The 18,148-nt window shown below is 63.1% G+C and carries 19 protein-coding genes; 11 read left to right on the top strand and 8 right to left on the bottom strand.

Annotation, left to right across the window (positions count from 1 at the left end; translation table 11 throughout):
* Window positions 1-42: 42 nt before the first annotated feature.
* Window positions 43-681, bottom strand: coding sequence for a TetR/AcrR family transcriptional regulator (locus C1717_RS00530; protein WP_102371317.1), 639 nt, complete (start codon window positions 679-681; stop codon window positions 43-45).
* 217 nt (window positions 682-898) lie between these two features.
* Here C1717_RS00530 and C1717_RS00525 point away from each other — a divergent pair, with 217 nt between their 5' ends.
* Together C1717_RS00525 and C1717_RS00520 are read left to right on the top strand one after the other, a co-directional pair.
* Entirely contained in the window at window positions 899-1,366 is a 468-nt protein-coding gene (locus C1717_RS00525; RefSeq protein ID WP_102371315.1) for a flavodoxin, read from the top strand.
* 48 nt (window positions 1,367-1,414) lie between these two features.
* Window positions 1,415-2,305, top strand: coding sequence for a DUF362 domain-containing protein (locus tag C1717_RS00520; RefSeq protein WP_102371314.1), 891 nt, complete (start codon window positions 1,415-1,417; stop codon window positions 2,303-2,305).
* A 216-nt stretch (window positions 2,306-2,521) separates the two neighbouring features.
* Here the strand turns inward: C1717_RS00520 and C1717_RS00515 are convergent, their stop codons facing one another.
* Window positions 2,522-3,157 (bottom strand): flavodoxin family protein, encoded by a 636-nt coding sequence (locus tag C1717_RS00515; RefSeq protein ID WP_102371312.1) that lies wholly within the window; start codon window positions 3,155-3,157, stop codon window positions 2,522-2,524.
* Window positions 3,158-3,232: 75 nt separating this feature from the next.
* The gene (locus C1717_RS00510; protein ID WP_102371310.1) at window positions 3,233-4,177 is read right to left on the bottom strand and encodes a LysR family transcriptional regulator; all 945 of its coding nucleotides are present in this window, start codon (window positions 4,175-4,177) and stop codon (window positions 3,233-3,235) included.
* Between the two features lie 133 nt (window positions 4,178-4,310).
* Here C1717_RS00510 and C1717_RS00505 point away from each other — a divergent pair, with 133 nt between their 5' ends.
* The 7 genes from C1717_RS00505 to C1717_RS00475 all read left to right on the top strand — a co-directional run bounded on the left by C1717_RS00505 (window position 4,311) and on the right by C1717_RS00475 (window position 9,611).
* Complete coding sequence (locus C1717_RS00505; protein WP_146003637.1) at window positions 4,311-4,703, top strand: cyclophilin-like fold protein; 393 nt, start codon at window positions 4,311-4,313, stop codon at window positions 4,701-4,703.
* Window positions 4,700-5,443, top strand: a complete 744-nt coding sequence (locus C1717_RS00500; RefSeq protein ID WP_102371307.1) for a carboxymuconolactone decarboxylase family protein — start codon at window positions 4,700-4,702, stop codon at window positions 5,441-5,443. The genes C1717_RS00505 and C1717_RS00500 overlap by 4 nt, the downstream gene beginning before the upstream one ends.
* A gap of 57 nt (window positions 5,444-5,500) precedes the next feature.
* A complete protein-coding gene (locus tag C1717_RS00495) occupies window positions 5,501-5,920 on the top strand; it encodes a cupin domain-containing protein (protein WP_102371306.1) in 420 nt (139 codons plus the stop codon).
* 109 nt (window positions 5,921-6,029) lie between these two features.
* On the top strand, window positions 6,030-7,064 hold the full coding sequence (locus C1717_RS00490; protein ID WP_102371304.1) for an aldo/keto reductase: 1,035 nt from the start codon (window positions 6,030-6,032) through the stop codon (window positions 7,062-7,064).
* Window positions 7,065-7,366: 302 nt separating this feature from the next.
* Window positions 7,367-8,824 carry an aminoacyl-histidine dipeptidase gene (locus C1717_RS00485; protein ID WP_102371302.1) on the top strand — a complete coding sequence of 486 codons (1,458 nt, stop codon included), beginning with the start codon at window positions 7,367-7,369 and terminating at the stop codon, window positions 8,822-8,824.
* 150 nt (window positions 8,825-8,974) lie between these two features.
* A complete protein-coding gene (locus tag C1717_RS00480) occupies window positions 8,975-9,238 on the top strand; it encodes a hypothetical protein (RefSeq protein WP_102371301.1) in 264 nt (87 codons plus the stop codon).
* 64 nt (window positions 9,239-9,302) lie between these two features.
* Window positions 9,303-9,611, top strand: coding sequence for a cysteine-rich small domain-containing protein (locus tag C1717_RS00475; RefSeq protein WP_102371299.1), 309 nt, complete (start codon window positions 9,303-9,305; stop codon window positions 9,609-9,611).
* Window positions 9,612-9,627: 16 nt separating this feature from the next.
* Here the strand turns inward: C1717_RS00475 and C1717_RS00470 are convergent, their stop codons facing one another.
* Complete coding sequence (locus C1717_RS00470) at window positions 9,628-10,365, bottom strand: YdcF family protein (protein ID WP_180965781.1); 738 nt, start codon at window positions 10,363-10,365, stop codon at window positions 9,628-9,630.
* 224 nt (window positions 10,366-10,589) lie between these two features.
* Here C1717_RS00470 and C1717_RS00465 point away from each other — a divergent pair, with 224 nt between their 5' ends.
* A complete protein-coding gene (locus C1717_RS00465; protein ID WP_180965780.1) occupies window positions 10,590-11,384 on the top strand; it encodes a tryptophan-rich sensory protein in 795 nt (264 codons plus the stop codon).
* Window positions 11,385-11,389: 5 nt separating this feature from the next.
* Here C1717_RS00465 and C1717_RS00460 read toward each other — a convergent pair whose 3' ends face one another.
* From C1717_RS00460 to C1717_RS00445, 4 genes are all read right to left on the bottom strand, one after another.
* Window positions 11,390-12,529 (bottom strand): hypothetical protein, encoded by a 1,140-nt coding sequence (locus tag C1717_RS00460; protein ID WP_102371295.1) that lies wholly within the window; start codon window positions 12,527-12,529, stop codon window positions 11,390-11,392.
* A gap of 143 nt (window positions 12,530-12,672) precedes the next feature.
* A complete protein-coding gene (locus C1717_RS00455; RefSeq protein ID WP_245859322.1) occupies window positions 12,673-13,875 on the bottom strand; it encodes a putative ABC transporter permease in 1,203 nt (400 codons plus the stop codon).
* Window positions 13,876-14,100: 225 nt separating this feature from the next.
* On the bottom strand, window positions 14,101-15,015 hold the full coding sequence (locus C1717_RS00450; protein WP_180965779.1) for a LysR family transcriptional regulator: 915 nt from the start codon (window positions 15,013-15,015) through the stop codon (window positions 14,101-14,103).
* A 299-nt stretch (window positions 15,016-15,314) separates the two neighbouring features.
* On the bottom strand, window positions 15,315-15,719 hold the full coding sequence (locus C1717_RS00445) for a hypothetical protein (RefSeq protein WP_102371291.1): 405 nt from the start codon (window positions 15,717-15,719) through the stop codon (window positions 15,315-15,317).
* A 384-nt stretch (window positions 15,720-16,103) separates the two neighbouring features.
* On the opposite strand from C1717_RS00445, the gene C1717_RS00440 reads away from it, so the two are divergent.
* Window positions 16,104-17,936 carry an adenine deaminase gene (locus tag C1717_RS00440; RefSeq protein ID WP_102371289.1) on the top strand — a complete coding sequence of 611 codons (1,833 nt, stop codon included), beginning with the start codon at window positions 16,104-16,106 and terminating at the stop codon, window positions 17,934-17,936.
* The last annotated feature ends 212 nt before the right edge of the window (window positions 17,937-18,148 follow it).

Below are 18,148 nucleotides of genomic sequence, written 5' to 3'. Positions count from 1 at the left end.
AGGCGGGGCGCCGGCCCGTCGGCGGGGATACCGGCAGGGGCGTCAACCGGCGTGGTGCCTGAGGCACATCCCGATGAAATCGCGCATCTCCGCACGGAAATCGTGCTCGGTCTCGGCGCCGAGCTCGCGGAGTGCCTGCACGACGAGGAGGTTGCTGCGGCATATGCCGGCCGCCCCGACGGCATGGAAGTACACGCTCTCGATGAGCGGATGGACCTGTGCGCGGTCGATGGGGAGCAGAAGCGGGAGCCGCTCGGCCATGGTGTCGACGTAGGCGAGGTACCCGCGCTTGAACTCGATGAGCCGTTCGAGCGTGACGTTGGTCTCGATGATCGCGGAGAGGATCTCGCCCAAGCGGAAATAGCGCTGGTGCGCGTTGGCGATGCCCGCCCAGACCTCCGCCACGACGTCCGCCGTGAGGCCGCAGCCCTCGGGGAGCGCGGCGAGCAGCGCCTCGAAGTATGCCCCGTACTCGTCTGCATCGACGAGCAGGAAGATCTCCTCCTTGGTGGCGACGTATTTGTACAGGTTCGCCCGCGACCAGCCGAGCTCGTCGGCGATGGTGGTGAGGGTGATCTCGTGATAGGGGCGCGTCTCGAACTGGTGCACCGCAGCCGCCTTGACCTCGGCTATGCGCTGCGCCTTCTGCTCGTCGCTCCGCGCTCGGATGAATCCGGTCATGTCGTCTCCAACGCATGTTCCTGTCAGCACTATACCATAGGCGACGGTTAGACGGATAATCGAAAAATTAACAACGAGACGATGACATAATGGTTTACAAATAACGTAACGTTGCTTATAGTAGGAGCCAAGAACCGGGCGGCGTCGGGCGCAGCCTGTCCGCGAGGGTGGGACGTCGCGCCGAGCCGGGGAGATCGGCCTGATGAAAGGATGAGCGATGGGCAAGACGTTGGTGGCGTATTTCTCCGCGAGCGGATCGACGGCGCGCGTGGCGCGCGAGATCGCCGAGGCGCTCGCCGCGGACCTGTACGAGATCGCTCCCGCGGAGCGCTATACCGCGGCGGACCTCGATTGGACGGACAAGAGGAGCCGCAGCTCCCAGGAGATGGCGGATGATACGTGCCGCCCCGCACTTGCTGGCGAGCTACCCGGTATGGAGGTCTACGACACGGTCTTTGTGGGCTTTCCCATCTGGTGGTACGTGGAGCCGCGCGCGGTCGACACCTTCGTCGAGGGCGCGGACCTTGCGGGCAAGACGGTCATCCCGTTCGCGACCTCGGGCGGGAGCGGCATCGCGCGGGCGGAGCGGCGCCTGGAGTCCCTCGTTCCCGACGCGACGTGGATGCCCGGCAGGCTGCTCAACGGTAGCGGGGCGGCTGCATGGGCGCGCGAGGCGCGCGCATAGCCGCGCCGCCGTGCTTGCAGAAACGATATCGACAGCAAAGGGGTTGAGATGACGGCAAAGGTCTATTTCACACGCGACATCACGCCGGAGAACGTGGTCAGGCTCTACCGCATGCTCGGGGTCGAGCTCCCCGGGAAGGTCGCCGTGAAGGTGCATTCCGGCGAGCAGGGCAACCAGAACTACCTCACGCCGGAGTTCTGGAAGCCCATGGTCGACGAGGTCCACGGCACCATCGTCGAGTGCAACACCGCCTACGGCGACGCCGCGGGCGGTGTGCGCGACCACACCGAGGCGCACTGGAAGCTCATGGAGGAGCACGGCTGGACCGAGCACTTCGACGTCGACATCATGGACGCGGAGGGCCCGGACGTGGTGTGGCCCATCGCGGGCGGGCTTCAGCTCAAGGAGAACCACGTGGGCAGGCACATCCTCGACTACGACTCGATGCTCGTGCTCGCTCACTTCAAGGGGCATCCCATGGGCGGCTACGGCGGCGCACTCAAGCAGCTCTCCATCGGGTGCGCGAGCCGCGCGGGCAAGGCGCTCATCCATTCCGCCGGCGTGACGGACGACCGCTACGCGTGCTGGGAGAAGCATTCCAGCAAGAGCGCGTTCCCCGAGGCCATGGCCGACGCCGCGATGACCGTGCACGAGCACTTCGCAGGCAAGATCGCGTACGTGAACGTGATGAAGAACCTCTCGGTCGACTGCGACTGCTGCGTGGTCGCCGAGGACCCCTGCATGGCGGATATCGGCATCCTGGCCTCGACGGACCCGGTGGCCATCGACCAGGCGTGCATGGACCTCATCATGGGCTCCGAGGACCCCGGCGTGGGCCATTTCCTGGAGCGCGTGGTGAGCCGCAACGGCATCCGCACCATCGCCGCGGCCGCGGAGTTGGGCTTCGGTACCCGTGACTACAAGCTCATAGAGTGCTAGACGGCGTGATGCAAGGGCGGTGTTGACCCTAAGCATGCTGGAGAGCTCGAGCTTCCGCCCTGTGGTTACACGAATAAGCATCGCATGAACGTCAAAGTTCGCTTCAATTGAGCGAAAAATGACGGTCATGCGATGCTTTTACATCTCTAGGTCGGCATCTGGGCAATCGCGATGCCGATGCAGGGAATCACCCTGCTCGATGGCCCGGCGCTTCCCTTATCGGATGAAGTTCGTCGACGTGCCGTCCTCCTGTGCGGGAAGCTCGATGCCTGCGGCGCGACCAGCTTCGATGCATTTGAGCATCCAGGCCATGTTGCGGCCGAGCTGGCGCATGGTCCACAAGCCCTCGGCGTCCTGTTCGGTCTCCGTGGCGGCGTTGCCGTGGACGTTGTTCCAGTACCGCGAGCTTATCACGGGCATCTGCGAGATGGTGAAGAACTTCGAGATGTCGGAGAACGCCTCCGTGGCTCCGGAACGGCGGGCGCTCGTCACGGCCGCTGCGGGCTTGAAGCGGAACACGTCGGGTTCGCCGGCGCGTCCGTTGCTGTAGAAGAGTCGGTCCATGAAGCCCAAGAGCGAGGCTCCTGCGTGCGCGTAGTGAACGGGCGCCCCGAACACGAAGCCGTCGGCGTCGGCTGCTTTGGCGCGAAACTCGTTCACCACATCATCGAATGCGCAGCGTCCCGCGCGGGCGCATGCTTTGCATGCGACGCATCCACCCACCGGTTTAGCGCCGATCCAGAATATCTCGGCCTCGACCCCTTCTGCCTCCAGCGTCTGCGCGATCTCCTCGAGCGCGCGGTTCGTGCTTCCCATCTTGTGCGGGCTGCCGTTGACGAGCATGACTTTCATGGCGATTTTCCTCCTAGGAGTTGCGTACCTAATGGTTATACCCGATGAGTGGTTATCGGAGTTCCTCCCGTTGGGTCACAGGGCCTGCTTGCGGCTGTCTTCTTTATTTTCTGCTGTAGGTGTGCTTTCGGCAGCGCAGGTGTCGTTCAAGCTTTCCAAGAACCTGCGCACCGCGTTGGAGCGCGCTAGACCGCGCTTCCAGACGACATCGATAACCGAGATCGCAGGTGGGTATAGGAGGCGGAACACGAGGTCGCTTGCCCCTTCGGACCCCATTTGGCTCTCGAACGAGATGAGCCTTCCTATGCCCTCGCGCGCAAGGGAGAGCGCGTTGAACGTGAGGTTGTAGGTCGCAGCTACCTCGATATCGCTTGCAGCGCGATCGAACCAGGCAGCGAGGGGACCGGCGACCTCGTCGTTCACATAGGAGCGTTCGGGCATGATGAGCGGCCGATCGATGAGATCGTTCGGGCCTACGAGCTCGTGTGCGGCAAGCGGGTCGTCTGCGCGCATGATGACGCCCCAAGCATCGGTGGGCGAGAGGCGCACATGATGGTAGCGGTCAACATTTGGATATGACATGAGCACCGAGAGGTCGTCGAGCCCGCGCTCGAGCCTTCCGACGAGCTCGTCGGCGGTGTCGCTGTGCAGGTGGAAGCGGACGCCGGGATAGCGGGCGCGAAACGCTCGCATATGCTGCGCCAGCACGCGTATGCCGTCGCTTTCCCCCGCGCCAATATGGATGTCACCGGCAACGATCTCCTCCTCGTGAGAGAAGTCTGCTTCGGTGCGATCAGCGAGGGAGACGATTTCCTGGGCGCGTCGTTGCAGGTAGAGGCCCTGCTCGGTTGGCAGGACGCTGCGACTGCGGCGCTCGAGGAGCGTGCATGAGAGTTCCTGTTCCAGTGCGGCGATCTGACGCGAGAGCGCAGGCTGGGTCACGTGGAGCCTCTTTGCCGCTTTCGACATGCATCCATCGTTGCAGACGGCGAGAAAGTACCGTAGCGTCCTGAGCTCCATGACATCGACCGTCCTTTAGATATATAAATAATTCTCATAACGCCCTATTGATTATAAGCATTTGTTTTTTCAACTATGAAGCACACAATAAGGAGTAGCTAGGATGCGGTGCTTGGAAAGGGGGCGCGTCTCTATGACTGGTGAGCGGATCGTCCTCCATTTTGGCGAGTTGGAAGTCATCGGCGTGCTCGAGGAGAACCTTGCCGCCCGCGCTCTTGCCAAGTGCCTTCCATTCACGCTGCGCATGCAGGGGGCCGGTATCGACTATTGCGGGAGTCTGCCGTTCTCGTTGCCCTACGACAGGGCGGATGTCCACTGTGGGTGGGTCGACGGTGATATCAATTACTGTCCGAGCGGTAGCTGGTTCGCAGTCCTCTTCGATGACGAGCGAAACTCCCAACGTTATGGCGACCAGCTTACCATCGGGCATGTTGAGGGCACGCTCGATGGGCTCCGACAGCTTTCCGGGAGCTTCGACGTGTTGGTGGATAGTTTGCATAAGGTGGATGAACAGGAGGAATCATGACGGAGAATAGCTCGAATTTGCCATGCGGCGTAGCCGCGCTTGTCCAAACGGATCCTGAGTTTGCCGAGCGTTTCGCGTACTTCGCAGGTGAGGAGGTACCTGCTGAAGAGGCTGCCAACCTTCCCGCGCGCGAACGCTACCTTGCGGTCCTTGCGGCGCTTCTGGGGTGCCAGGGCTTAGATGAGTTTCGCGCCATGCTGCCTGAGGCGCTCGATGTTGCGCTTGCGCCCGTTGAGGCCAAGGAGGTCGTGTACCAGGCGACAGCGTATCTAGGCATCGGGCGCACGCGTCCGTTCTTCGATGCGGTGAACGATGTGCTCGCTGCGCGAGGCGTGGAACTGCCGCTGGAGGGCCAGGCAACGACGACAATCGAAACGCGTGGCGCTGCCGGCAACCAGAAGCAGATCGACTACTTTGGCGAGGGCATGCGCGAAAGCTGGAAGACGTGTCCTGCGGAGCGCGCTACGGTCAACCGTTGGCTTGCGGAGAATTGCTTCGGCGATTATTACACCCGCGGAGGCCTTTCCGACCTCGACCGCGAGATGGTGACGTTCTGCTATATCGTGGCCCAGGGCGGCTGCGAGCCGCAGGCTACGGCGCATGCCGCTGGGAACATGAACCTCGGGCGCACGAAGGATTTCATGTATCGCGTTGTGATGCAGATCCTGCCCTATATCGGTTATCCACGCAGCTTGAACGCTCTGACATGCGTGGACAACGCCGCTGCGGCGCGTGCCTAGCGAGCGGTGGCGAGGCGGAACGCCCCCTATCAGCCAATCTTCGAAAGGAGAACAACGATGGCAGAGAACAACGATTTCGCTCCTATGTTCGGCATGGGCAATCCCAACGAGGCATTCGCCCAGTATTTCATCGGCAACTCGTTCCTCAATCCTCTGACGAACGCCGCGGAGTGCGGTATCGGCCTTGCCAACGTCACGTTCGAGCCCGGCTGCCGCAACAACTGGCATGTGCATCATGCCGAGAAGGGCGGCGGGCAGATTCTCATCTGCACGGACGGTCGCGGCTGGTACCAGGAGTGGGGGAAGGACCCCCAGGAGCTCACCCCGGGCACCGTGGTGGTGATTCCCGCTGGCGTGAAGCACTGGCACGGCGCCGCTCGCGATAGCTGGTTCAGCCACATCGCCTTCGAGGCGCCTGGCGAGAACTGCAGCAACGAGTGGCTCGAGCCCGTTACCGACGAGCAGTATCCGGCATAGGCTGGCTATCGAGCAATCGAGGGTATTTCAGGTTGATGTATGCGCGGGCGTCGAAGATCAGATCGGTAGGCGACGCCCTGCTCGTTTCAAGATATGAAGGTGGATGATCATGGCGTATAGCGATCACGCGGTGCTCGGCGAATCCGGCATCCAGATTCCCCGTGTGTGCATCGGGGGCATGAGCTTCGGTGCGCCCTCGGCGGATTTCCATCAATGGACCATCGGCCCGGAGGAGACGCGCTCGGTCATCAGGCGGGCGCTCGACTTGGGTGTGAACTTCATCGACACGGCAAACTGCTATGCTCATGGCACGAGCGAGGAATACATCGGCCGCGCCCTGCAAGACCTTGGTGTTCGTCGTGAGGACGTTGTGCTGGCGAGCAAGGTGTTCTTCAACGACGGCTGTCTGTCGCGCGAGGCAATCAACCGCGAAATCGACGGGACCCTGCAACGTCTGCAGACCGACTATCTCGACCTCTACATCATCCACCGCTTCGATTACACAACGCCCATAGAAGAGACCATGGAGGCGCTCGATGGACTAGTGCGCGCGGGCAAGGTGCGCGCCCTCGGCGCGAGCGAGATGTACGCCTACCAGCTTCACAACATGCAGTTCGTAGCCGAGGAAAACGGTTGGACCAAGTTTGCGAGCATGCAGTGCCACTACAATCTGCTCTATCGCGAGGATGAGCGCGAGATGGTCCCCGTGTGCCGGCAGTTCGGGATGGCGCTCACCCCGTATAGCCCGCTTGCCTCGGGTCACCTATGCCGGCCCACGTGGGATAGCAAATCCAAGCGTTCCACGACGGATGCGACGATGCGCCAGAAATACGACGCAGATTGCGAGCGCGATATGCCCATCGTGTCGCGCGTGGCAGAAGTCGCCGAGCGCCGCGGTGTATCGATGGCACAGGTGGCGCTTGCCTGGCATTGGGCGCGTGGCGTTGAGGCACCGCTTGTGGGCTGCTCCAAGCCGGAACGCGTGGACGAGGCCGTGGCGGCCCTCGACGTTGAGCTCACGGCGGACGAGGTTGACTACATCGAGGAGCCGTATACGGCGCATGAGCTGGTTGGGCCGGTCGCACGACCTGGAGAGAAGCCGCTTGCGGGCACTACGAATCCCAACGCGAAGCAGCAAGCATGAACCCCATGTAGCTCGGAGGGCTTGGGGGATGCGGATCATGGCGGCGTGCCAGGCGGCTACCAAAAGATGCAGGCAGGCACTCCGCAAAGGCCATCAGCCCTGACAACCCACCCATGCATTCGATACGCAGGGTTCGCCGCGGAGCGCTCGAAATGTATAGATTCTGCGAAAAGATGCATGGAATCCTACCACTCCCAGCCGGTTGTCGACTGCTTGCGTAATCGCGGGATATGTGCCGCGCTTTTCTGGGAACATAGAGCTTGGTCGCAGGAAGAGATTGTCTCAATGTCAAGGAGGATCGCATGGACTACAAGATCACCGGCTACGAGCCCGAGAAGCTCTACCACTTCTTCGAGGACATCAGCGCCATCCCGCGCGGATCGGGCAACGAGAAGGGCATCAGCGACTTCCTCGTCGCGTTCGCCAAGGAGCGCGGTCTTTGGGTCTACCAGGACGAGGTCAACAACGTCATCATCAAGAAGCTCGCGAGCGCTGGCGCCGAGGGCGCCCCGGCGGTCATGCTGCAGGGCCATATCGACATGGTGTGCGACAAACGCGCCGGCGTGGAGCACGACTTCGAGCGCGACGGTATCGACCTCGTGGTGACCGATGGCGTCCTCACGGCCAACGGCACCACGCTCGGCGCCGACAACGGCATCGCCGTCGCCCTCATGATGACGGTGCTCGACGACGACTCGCTCGTCCATCCGGCGCTCGAGTGCGTGTTCACCACGGACGAGGAGACCGGCCTCATCGGCGCCGAGACGCTCGACAAGTCGCAGATCGACGCGCGCATCATGGTGAACCTCGACTCCGAGGAGGAGGGCGTCGCCACGGTGAGCTGCGCCGGCGGCGTCGTGGTCACGCTCACGCGCCCGGTCACCCGCGAGCACGTCAAGGGCTCGACCCTCACGATGGAGATCTCGGGCCTCATGGGCGGCCACTCCGGCCAGGACATCGACCTCGAGCGCGGCAACGGCGACCTGCTCATGGCCCGCATCATCGAGAAGCTCATGCGCACTGGCGAGCCGCGCCTGGTGAGCATGAACGGCGGCACGAAGGACAACGCGATCAACCGTGAGTGCACGGCCGTCCTCATCTACGCCGACGCCGCTGCCGCCCAGGCCGCTGCTGAGACCGCCCGCGCCGCCGCCGACGAGATCACCGCAGAGCTCGAGGTCTTCGACCCCGGCTTCACCTGCACCATCGAGGTCGCCGACGACGTTGAGGCCGATGCGATCGACGACGCCTCCGCGCATGCGCTCATCAGCGCGCTGCGTCTCGCCCCCAACGGCGTGATGCGCCGCAACGTCGCCGCCGACGGCTTCGTCGAGGTCTCCTCGAACATCGGCGTCGTGCAGACCTCCGATGACCAGGTCATGTTCCTGATGTCGCCGCGCTCCTCGATCACGTCGCTGCAGGAGGACGTCAAGGAGCGCATGCAGACCCTCGCCGACGCCTTCGGCTTCGACGCGGCCTTCGAGAACGAGTACCCTGGCTGGAGCTACGTCGAGCACTCGCCCGTGCGCGAGATCTTCCAGGAGAGCTACCGCGAGCTCTTCGGTACCGAGCTGCGTATCGAGTCGATCCACGCCGGCCTGGAGTGCGGCCTGTTCGCCGAGGCGCTGCCCGGCCTCGATGCGATCGCCGTCGGCCCCACGCTCGCGAACGTGCACACGCCCGACGAGCGCATGGAGCTCGCGTCCTCCGAGCGCTTCTACCAGCTGCTCGTCGACTGCCTGCGCCGCCTGGCCGCGTAAGCGGGCCTCGTTAGGCTTCTAGCGTTGATTCGAGCCTCGCTTGCTTCTCGGCAGGCGGGGCTCGCTTCGTTCCCCTGCGCGCGTTCGGGAAAAGACCCCCGATTCGCGTGCTCTATAATGCGGCAAGAGCGAAGCCGCAAGGAGGCATAGATGGCGAAGAGGAAGACGAAACAGCAGCAGGTGCAAGAGCGCGAGAAGCGCCCGGCGCCTCATATGCCCGTCTGGCTCAAGAGGGTCGTTTGCTTTGTTGGCGCTGCCCTGCTCGCGTGGTTCGCGATCTCTACCTGCTATGTCATGGTTATCCAACGAGGCGGCATTCCCATTGGCATCGTGGGGACCATCGTCTTCTCCGTGATGGCGATCCATCTTGTCCGTGCGGGTCTCGCCGATGGGTCGTGGCGGGTCGACCGCTGACCTCGTCGCCGATCTATCCTCGTCAGGTTATCGGGCTGAGCGCCCGTTATCGGGAGGTCTTCTCATGTCCGAGCAAACAGGTCCTTCGACCACCGAGCAAACGAGTCCCGTGACCGAGCGCTACAAGTTCTTCAACCACAGCACGTGCGAGTTCTACCCGTGCCATGATATGCCGGCAGGAGAGCTCAACTGCCTGTTCTGCTTCTGCCCGCTGTATGCGCTGGGGCCTGATTGCGGAGGCAATCCAACCTATGTGGGCGAGAACCACGACATCAAGGATTGCAGCAACTGCACGCTGCCGCATCGTCGGGCGAACTATGACTACGTGATGAGCCAATTCGAGCGTATCAAAGAGCTTGCGGCAAAACGTTGAGCGGGTGCGGGCGTTGCTACATGGTGCCTGCGAGCATGTTCTTCACGGTGGCGAAGCACTCCCGCGCAAGATTGTTGGGCAGATAGAGCCGTGTGGAAGGCGCTGGCACCCCGCAGGCGCTCCGCAGCCCCTGCCGGCGCGCGATGCGCAGCGCTCGCCAGATATGGAAGTCGTTGGTGACGATGCCTACGGGCTCGTTTGCATCCATGAGGTCGAGAGCGTACCGGATGTTCTCGGCTGTTGTGGTCGATTTATCCTCGCCTAGAATGCGCTCGGCCTCGATGCCGTGAGCGATGAGCCAGCTTGCCATGGCACTCGCCTCGGTGCAGGTTTCGTCCGCACCTTGCCCGCCTGAAACCACCGCGACGGTGCTGGGGTTTTCTGCAAGGTATGCCCGCGCGGTTTCCAGTCGCTGGCGCAGAGCCCGTGAGGGAGTGCCGTTCTGGTGCACATGGGCGCCGAGCACGACGAGGTAGCAGAGGTTGGCGGGAGGTGCGTCTTTCGCCGCAGCCAAGATGAGAACGCTTGTGGCGGCGATGACGCACGCTCCTATGACGGCTGCGCCGCCGAGGACGCCGGTGAGCAGCTGCGTCACCGCTACACGGGGCCATATCATGCAGGCGCCGGAGGTGCCACCGAGCACCGCGCCTGCGGCAATCCATGGCACGTGGCAAGAGGATTCCTCCCGCGGCCTAAAAATGGCAATTCCGTATGCCAGGCACGCGAACCCGAGCGCGAGGGTCAAGATCTCCACGGTGCCACCTCCCATCCCCTCCACTATGGCAGTCCGGTTCGCTCCGTCAAGGCCGTCTTTGCGAGCGCTCGCAGTCCGGTCCGATAAGGCAAGCAGCCGCCGGGCCGGCCGTACGCGGCAGGATATGGCCCGCTCAGGGTGGTATCTGTCGACGCGCTGTCGAAAAAGCGGCGATAGGGAATACTGGAACCATGGCCGAGAGCGGCCCTGGCGAAGGGGGTCCCATGGATAAGAAATCCCTCGATGTAGAGACGATCGTGGTGGGGGCGAGCTATGCGGCGCTGGTTGTGATCAGCGTTATGCTCGAACTGCTCCGCTTCAACGGCGTGACGGCGGTCGAGGTCGTGGGCGAGGTGTTCGTCTGGCTTGCGCCCGCTGGCTACGTCTTTGGGGTCTGGGTCATCGTCTACCTGGCTCTTGCGGTATGGGCGGTTCGTCTGGTCCGTGACGGGCACCATGCTAGGCATCTCGGGGCGATGCCGGTGGGCATCGAGGCGGCGCTCTTCGCCGTATCATGCTTGCTCGGCATCGTGTGGCTCGTCCTTTGGCACCTGCGCGTGTTTGCGGTCTCGGCGCTCGTCATCATCGTGTGTACCGTCATCGCGGTCATGCTCTACGTCATCACGCGCAAGCGCTCGAATGCGCGGTGGGACTGGATGCCGTTATCGCTGTACGCCTCGTGGCTCGCTATGGTCGCGCTGGTCAACGTAGCGCATGCTCTCACGCGCTCCGTTACGGCGGATATGGGGCTAGTTCCCGCGATCTCGACGTTCGCCGTGCTCATCGTCCTCGTGCTCGCCTCGTTTTTGGCCCGGCGCCTGTTCGATGATGTGGTTCTCGGGCTTGTGGTCGTATGGACGGGCATCGGTGTGGGCGTCCATGCGATGGAGGCCTCCAGCCTTGCCGGAGTCGCGCTCATAGTGATTTCCGTGCTGGGAGTAGGACTTGCGCTCGTGCCGTGGGAGCGCGTGAACGTGCGCCGTCGCTCGCCGTTCAAAGAGCATGGCAGGCATAGGTAACGTGATCAGGCGCTATCCTCGATCGCCTGCCGCCCCTTCTCGACGGCCATATGGAGGTACTCCACGGGCGATGCCTCGCGGGCTCCGTCGATGTCGAATGGATGCCGGGTGAAGAGCTCTCTGAGCTGCACTCCCGTCTCGTCGGCGGGGAAGACGCCCTCGCGCGCCATCCGTTCGACCAAGTTGGTTGCAAGTTGAACGTCGCCCATGGCTACAAGCGTCGCCAGAAGGCGTACGAGGTCCGAGCCTGCGGGGATCTGCGTCAAGCGCACACCTTCTTCGGTCACCGCCTCCGCCCAGGTGCCGTTCGATCGTGCTGAAGCGAGCGTTTGAGCGCCGATGGGCGTGAGCGGCGGGGTGCGCTCGAGCAGCGCGACGTAGAAGATCATGACGCCGACGGTAAACAGGGCGCCCGTGCCGATGCCACCCATTGAGCCGACCACGAAGAGGCTCCATAGCTGCACGATCTGGACGACGGGCGTTCCCAGCAGCTTCTCGAACAGGGGGACCTCGGTCACAAGGCCCGCCTGCTTAAGCAGGGCGACAGATGATTTCAGGAATCTCTTCTGTTGGGCATACGCTTTGGTTCCATGACGTAGCCTGCGGCAGCCATCGGCTACGGTCATGCGGTCCGAGCCCTGGCCCATGAAGAGCGCAAGCGCTTCCTTGTCGAGGGGGCTCAAGGCGATCCGGTGGTCACGCGTGAACAGCATCGTCTCGCCAAAGGCAGCGTCCACCATCTCTTGACGTTGCCTATGCGGAATGCGGTTCCTTTTGGTGACTACGGGGGAATCCATGCCGGGTCGCATGCCATGGCGGGGCGCAGCGTTGCTCGCATCGGGAGTGTGCCGGAAGCGGAGCGCGCCGAAGCCGACGAGCGCCACAACGCTCCCCAGGGCAGCATCGAAGGCCCCGCTCGATGATCCGCGCGCCACGCTCTTGCGGGAGTTCAGGGCGCCGATGAGCAGGGGGTGGACCAAGGGCGGGCGCGGATCGGGTGCCGGGATATCGGGCACGGTTGGTTCGATTGCGCGCCGGCGCGCACGGGCGATGAAGCAGAGCGCGATGAAGCCTATGGGAACGAGCCAGGTAGCGAATCCCCTCGGTGTGGACGGTAGCATATTGGTGATGAAGGCATCGAGCATGGGGATCCCCCGTTGCGTCCTCGGCGTGACGCTTTGAGCTTACGCCGAAATGCGAGGGGGGCGTGAAACCCTTGCGAGGCCTTTACACGGTGCGGTGCCCGTATCGGTAAGGCTCTTATGCGCGAAATGCGCTTCTGTGCGTGCTATGCCTCGCTCGAGGCTGCCTGCGCCGAGGTATCGACGCGGCCGGAGTCCTCAGGCGTGATGGTCATGCTTTCGAAGCGATGCGCCATGTATGCATTGTCGAAGTTCTCGGCGTAGAACTCCTCTACCGGCGAGCTCGGCTCAACGCCTGAGACGCGCTCGAACCAGCAGTCGAGCGCCTCGAGCGTCATGATGCCGTTTACGAGCATGAGCACGGCGCATACCGTCGTGAGCGAGTAGCGCAGACTCCAGGGGATGAGGTTGATGAGCCTGAGGAGCCAAGGCAGGCAGAGCTTGATCCATACAAAGCCGAGGCCGCCCCACATGATCATGAAGGGCGTTGCGGTGCGCCCTTGGAAGATGATGGCTACCGGGTCGGGAATGCCAAAGAGCGTCATGCCGGTGTAGTCCCAGGCAACGGCACCAAAGCCCACTTGCATGAAGAGGGAGACCGCTGCCTCGAAGAGTCCGCCGATGATCGCCGAGACCACGAAGATGATGATGGGATTGGCGCGGTAGAAGCGATTGAGCGCCACGGTCATGAGCACGGCACCGAAGCCGTAGATGGGCGAGAAGGGCCCGAAGAGCATGCCCGCGCGATCCTGATAGACGCCGGGGTCGACCACGACCATGTGGTAGATGACCTCGATGATGAGACCTAGGATGCAGCAGACTACGAAAACCCAGAACAGGTTGAAGAAGTTGAGCTCGATATAGCCCTTGCCTTCGAGGTCGCGTCCGAGCATGCCTTCCTCGGCAGCTTCGCGATCCTGCAGATCACGGAGCTTGCGCTGGAGCGCGCGCTCGTCGCGCAGGGACGGGTCGACGGTGACGGAGAGCGCGACCAGGATGCCGAGTTGGATCAGCGGGGCGATGAGGTGCGTCCCGATGCCCTGGAGCATGATCGATATGAGGAGCTGAACGATGGAGGCGGCGATGAGCGCATAGGACCACCGCGCGGCGTTGCGCCGGCGGTTTTTCATGAGCGAGCGTCCGAACACGATGAGCGCGATTGCGTTCGCGACGCTTACGATGACCGAGAGCGCGGTCAGGATGACCGGCAGCGTTGGGTCGGTGCCGATGATGATGAGCGAGGGATCGGTCTGAAGGGCCCAGACGACCATGGCTCCAAAGATGGCGGCAACGGGGATGGAAACCGCACCGTCCAGCAGGCAGAGCAAGCCGTAGACCTTGATGATCATCGGTACCTTCTTGACCGGTTCGGGGTTCGCGGCGTGCCGCGGTGTCGATGCGCTCGTCATGATTCGATCCAATGCAGACGTGGGGATGGGTAACGCGCGGGCTTTGTGCCTCGATAGAAGATGGTAGCGTATGTGCATCGCGCGCGGCGCGTCATAGGTCGCATTGACCGGGTTGTTGCGGCGCCGGCGTTGACGGCTGCGGGCAAATCGGGGCTCTCCGCCCGCCTACTCGTTGAGTACTCCCTTGAGGCGCTTGAACTCGTGGCGCACAAAGTGGTCGAGCCGCTCGAAATGGGCGCCCCTGCTGTCTTTGAGCGTGACCATGCACACGGGCACCGTTGGAGCGTCGGCGGGATCGATGCGATGCATGAATGCGAGCGGTTTGATGTCGAGCGCTTTCAGGTAGATTCCAAGAATGTACCCTTGGTCGTGTTCGAGGAAGTCCGCGACCTCCTCATCGGTGGAGATCTCGACAAGGGGCGACGCAAGGCCCTCTTTGAGGCATGTGGTCAGGACCGTCTCGTTGAAACCGTCGATGCGCTGGTTGTGCAGTACGGGATAGGGGGCAAGCTCCTCGAACGAAATCATCTCCTTGCGGCGCAGGGGATGACGGCGCCCCACGAATGCTCCGACTGCGACGTTGCCGATGGGAAGGCAGGTGCAGCGCGGATCAACGAACGCGCCAACGGTGAAGAGCGCGTCGAGCGCACCGGATTCCAAGTCCACCATGGCTTCGTCGCCGAGCGCGACGCGGATCGTGACGTCCGCTCTGAGCATGCGGGAGAAGAGCCGCGAGAGCGACGCGGTGATGAGCTGGTGCTTGGCAAATGGAGGCGTGATGAGCGCGAGATGATACTCCTCGCGCCCCGCAGCGCTTTCCTCGAGGAACGCATGGGCGGCGAACGTCACGGCATCGAAGCTCTCGACGGCTTCCTGCGCCTTCTCGATGGTCGCCTCGCCCAAAGGGGTTAGGCGCATGCGCTTCCCAGAACGATCGAATAGGGAGCCTCCGAGTTCCTCTTCGAGCTCGATGAGCGCTTTGGAGACCGCTTGCACGGATACCCCCTCAGCGCGAGCAGCGGCTGAGAAGCTGCCGTAGGCAGCTGAGAGATGGAAGTAGCGCAGTTGTCTGACGTTCACAGCACGGTCCTCGTCATTAGTGCGTCCGCGTCGGAGCCGCCCTTCCATACCGGGCGCACCGGAGCGGAAGTCCGATAGCATGCAATCCATCGCCATTGTAAGCCGTGCCCTCTCGTCCTCAATGAATGGTTGATGCTCCGTGTCTTTACGCCCCGAGTGCGCGGCCGTCTCCGCAACGCCGGGCGAGGGCCCTGCTGCTCTACAGAGCGGGCGAGTCGACAAAGCAACAGCCCGTCAGCGCGATGCTGGCGGGCTGCGTGTCGTAAAGAGAGCGATGTGGAGGCGTGCGCGAGGAACGCCTACGCGAGGTTTTGGTCCTTCATGGCGCGGGAGGCGAAGACGACACCCGAGAACGCGGTCGCGGCATAGATCAGGTTCTGCCAGATTTCGCCCTCGCCGGTTCTGATGGTGATGCCGATCTGCGAGAGGTTGAGCACCACGATGATGGCGCACAGGAAGACGAACGGCTTGAGCAGCTTGGCGTGCTTCGCGGCGCGCATGCCGATGAAGCCGGTCACGAACTGGAACACGCCGGAGACGGCGAGGATGACGGCGTAGAGCTGGGCGATCTGGACGCCGTCCTCGATGTCGAGGTCGGCAGCGGGCGCGCCGAAGAACATGATCGCCGCGGTCGCGATGGCAAGAACGCCGAGGACGAGGAAGAAGAGGCCGATACCCTTCACGATTCTGGAATTGCCGGACATGGCTATCCTTTCTGTGCGCGCGCGGCGGTGATCGCCGGCGGATTGCATTGACGGGGTCAGCCGACGGTGGGCTCCCCCCAAAAACCGAACAAGTGTAGAGAGCCTGCTCCCGTGCCGTCAATATGCTATTGCATCTCAACCATATGGTTGAGCTCCTGCTCGCTGGTGCGGCGACGGAGGCTTCTCGCGCGGATCGTCTCCGCGAAGCGCATCCGTCGCGTGGGCTCCTGAAGGCTTTTCCACATCCGCTCCAGCCCCGTGCGCTTCCAGTTCGCGCCCGACCGCTTGCACGCGTTGGGCGAAGGGTGGTTTTCCAACGTGGAGCGTGTCTCATTTGGGCTCTTGGGTACGATGGGTGCAGGATGGCTATGAAGGGAGTGCGCTATGGCGACGGTAACGCCGGTGGGAACGCTGAAGACTCTGGTCGACGCAGCGGAGGGACGCATCCCGGTGGATGCGCTGTTTGTGAACGCTCGGATCGTCGATGTGTATGGCCTGCGCGTGGCGGCTGGCCGCGTTGTCGTTAAAGACGGCGTTATCGCGGGCGTGCTCTTCGACGACCGCGATGCAGCGGTGCCCGATCCGCCGGCAGCAGAGGTTATCGATTGCGAAGGCCGCTATCTAGCCCCCGGTTTCATCGATGGGCATATGCACATCGAGTCCTCGAATGTCAGGCCGTCCGAATACGCCCGCATGGCGCTTGCCCATGGTACGACCACGGCCATCGCCGATGCTCATGAGATCGCGAACGTTTGCGGCCTCGACGGCCTATCCTTCATGATCGAGGATGCGCGCCGAGCGCCGCTCGACTTCAAGTTCATGATGCCTTCCTGCGTACCGGCGCTCCCCGACGAGCAGGCTGGCGCAGCGATATCTGCCGAGGAGATGCGGTCGTTCATCGATGCGCACCCTGGAGAGGTCTTCGGTCTTGGCGAGATGATGAACTATCCCGGCGTCGTGGCTGCTGACGCCGAGACCCTCGCGCGCATCGACGCTGCGCAGCTTACGGCGTCCGGTCAGGTCGACGGTCATGCTCCGCTCGTTGCGGGGGCTGATCTCAACGCCTACGCGGCATGCGGCATCATCGCCGACCATGAGTGCACGAATCCTTCGGAGGCGCTCGACAAGCTCTCGCGCGGCATGTACATCATGCTTCGCGAGGGCACCTGCAGCCACGATCTCGAGGCGCTCGCCCCGCTCGTGCTCGACGACCCTCGTCGCGCCCGCCGCTGCTGCTTCGCGACCGATGACCGCGCACCATCGGACGCCATCGCCCTTGGAACCATCGACAATGCCTGCCGTATGGCTGCGCGCCAGGGCATCGATCCGGTGCTCGCCGTCTCGATGGGGACGCTGTCCACGGCGGAGTGCTTCGGTCTCGATCACGGCGCGGCGGATCCGCGCGAGCGCCGCGGTGCGGTGGCGCCAGGTAAGCGCGCCGACCTGCTTCTGCTCGATGACCTTGCCTTCGACAAGCCGCCGCATCGGGTCTACGCCGCAGGAGAGCTGGTGGCGGAGGAAGGCAGATTCACGGGGTCCATCGCGCCCGCAAGCTCATCCCTCGGCGACCTCGAGGAGCGCTTGCGCGGCTCGGTGCGCCTGCCTCGGATCGCACCGGAGGTGTTCGACTATCCCTTTGAGCCGGGTAGCGCCGCGATCGAGGTGGTCCCGGGCAATGCCATCACGCGCATGGTGCACCCTGATTCCGCCGATGGCCTGCGCCGCATCATGCTCATCGAACGCCATGGACGTGGGGCCGCGGCGCAAGAAGCGGGGGCAGATGGAGCGGGTTCTGCAGGATGCGGCCTGGTGGGGAGCCATATCGGTCGCGGCTGGGTGCGTGGCTTCCCCATTACGGGCGGAGCCATCGCCTCGACGATCGGGCACGATTCGCATAATGTCTGCGTCGTGGGCGACAATCCTTGCGACATGCGAATCGCTGTCGAGCATGTTGGCCAGGGAGGCTTCGTGCTCGTGTGGGACGGTGCGGTCCGCGCGAAGCTCGACCTGCCGCTGGGCGGCCTCATGAGCGACGAGGCAGCGGAGGACGTGGCGCGCGAGCACGACGCGTTCGTGCGCGCTGCCCGCGAGCTCGGCATAGAGCCTCCGCTTGATCCCATCATGGGCATGATATTCCTTCCGCTTCCCGTCATTCCCGAGGCGCGCATCAGGCCCGAGGGAACCTTCGATGTCACGACGTTCTCCTTCGTGGCATGACGGCGATACCCTTACGCGGGGTTTACAAGAATGGGTTACGCTCGATAGGGGGTGTTCCTATAGTTTTGTCAACTGATTTTGTTGGCAAAGATCACTGCTTTCGAGCATGCTGACGCCAGCCCTTGTCGGGCTGGCGTTTTTCTATGGCTCTGGCTAGCTAGGCCGAGTACGGGACCTTGTCCCTCATGATCGCGTAGATCACCTTCATCCTC

This window comes from Enorma phocaeensis (assembly GCF_900186505.1).
GTDB classification, from domain to species: domain Bacteria; phylum Actinomycetota; class Coriobacteriia; order Coriobacteriales; family Coriobacteriaceae; genus Enorma; species Enorma phocaeensis.
The sequence above is the reverse complement of the archived record's forward strand: the minus strand, read 5'-3'. Positions and strand labels throughout refer to the sequence as shown.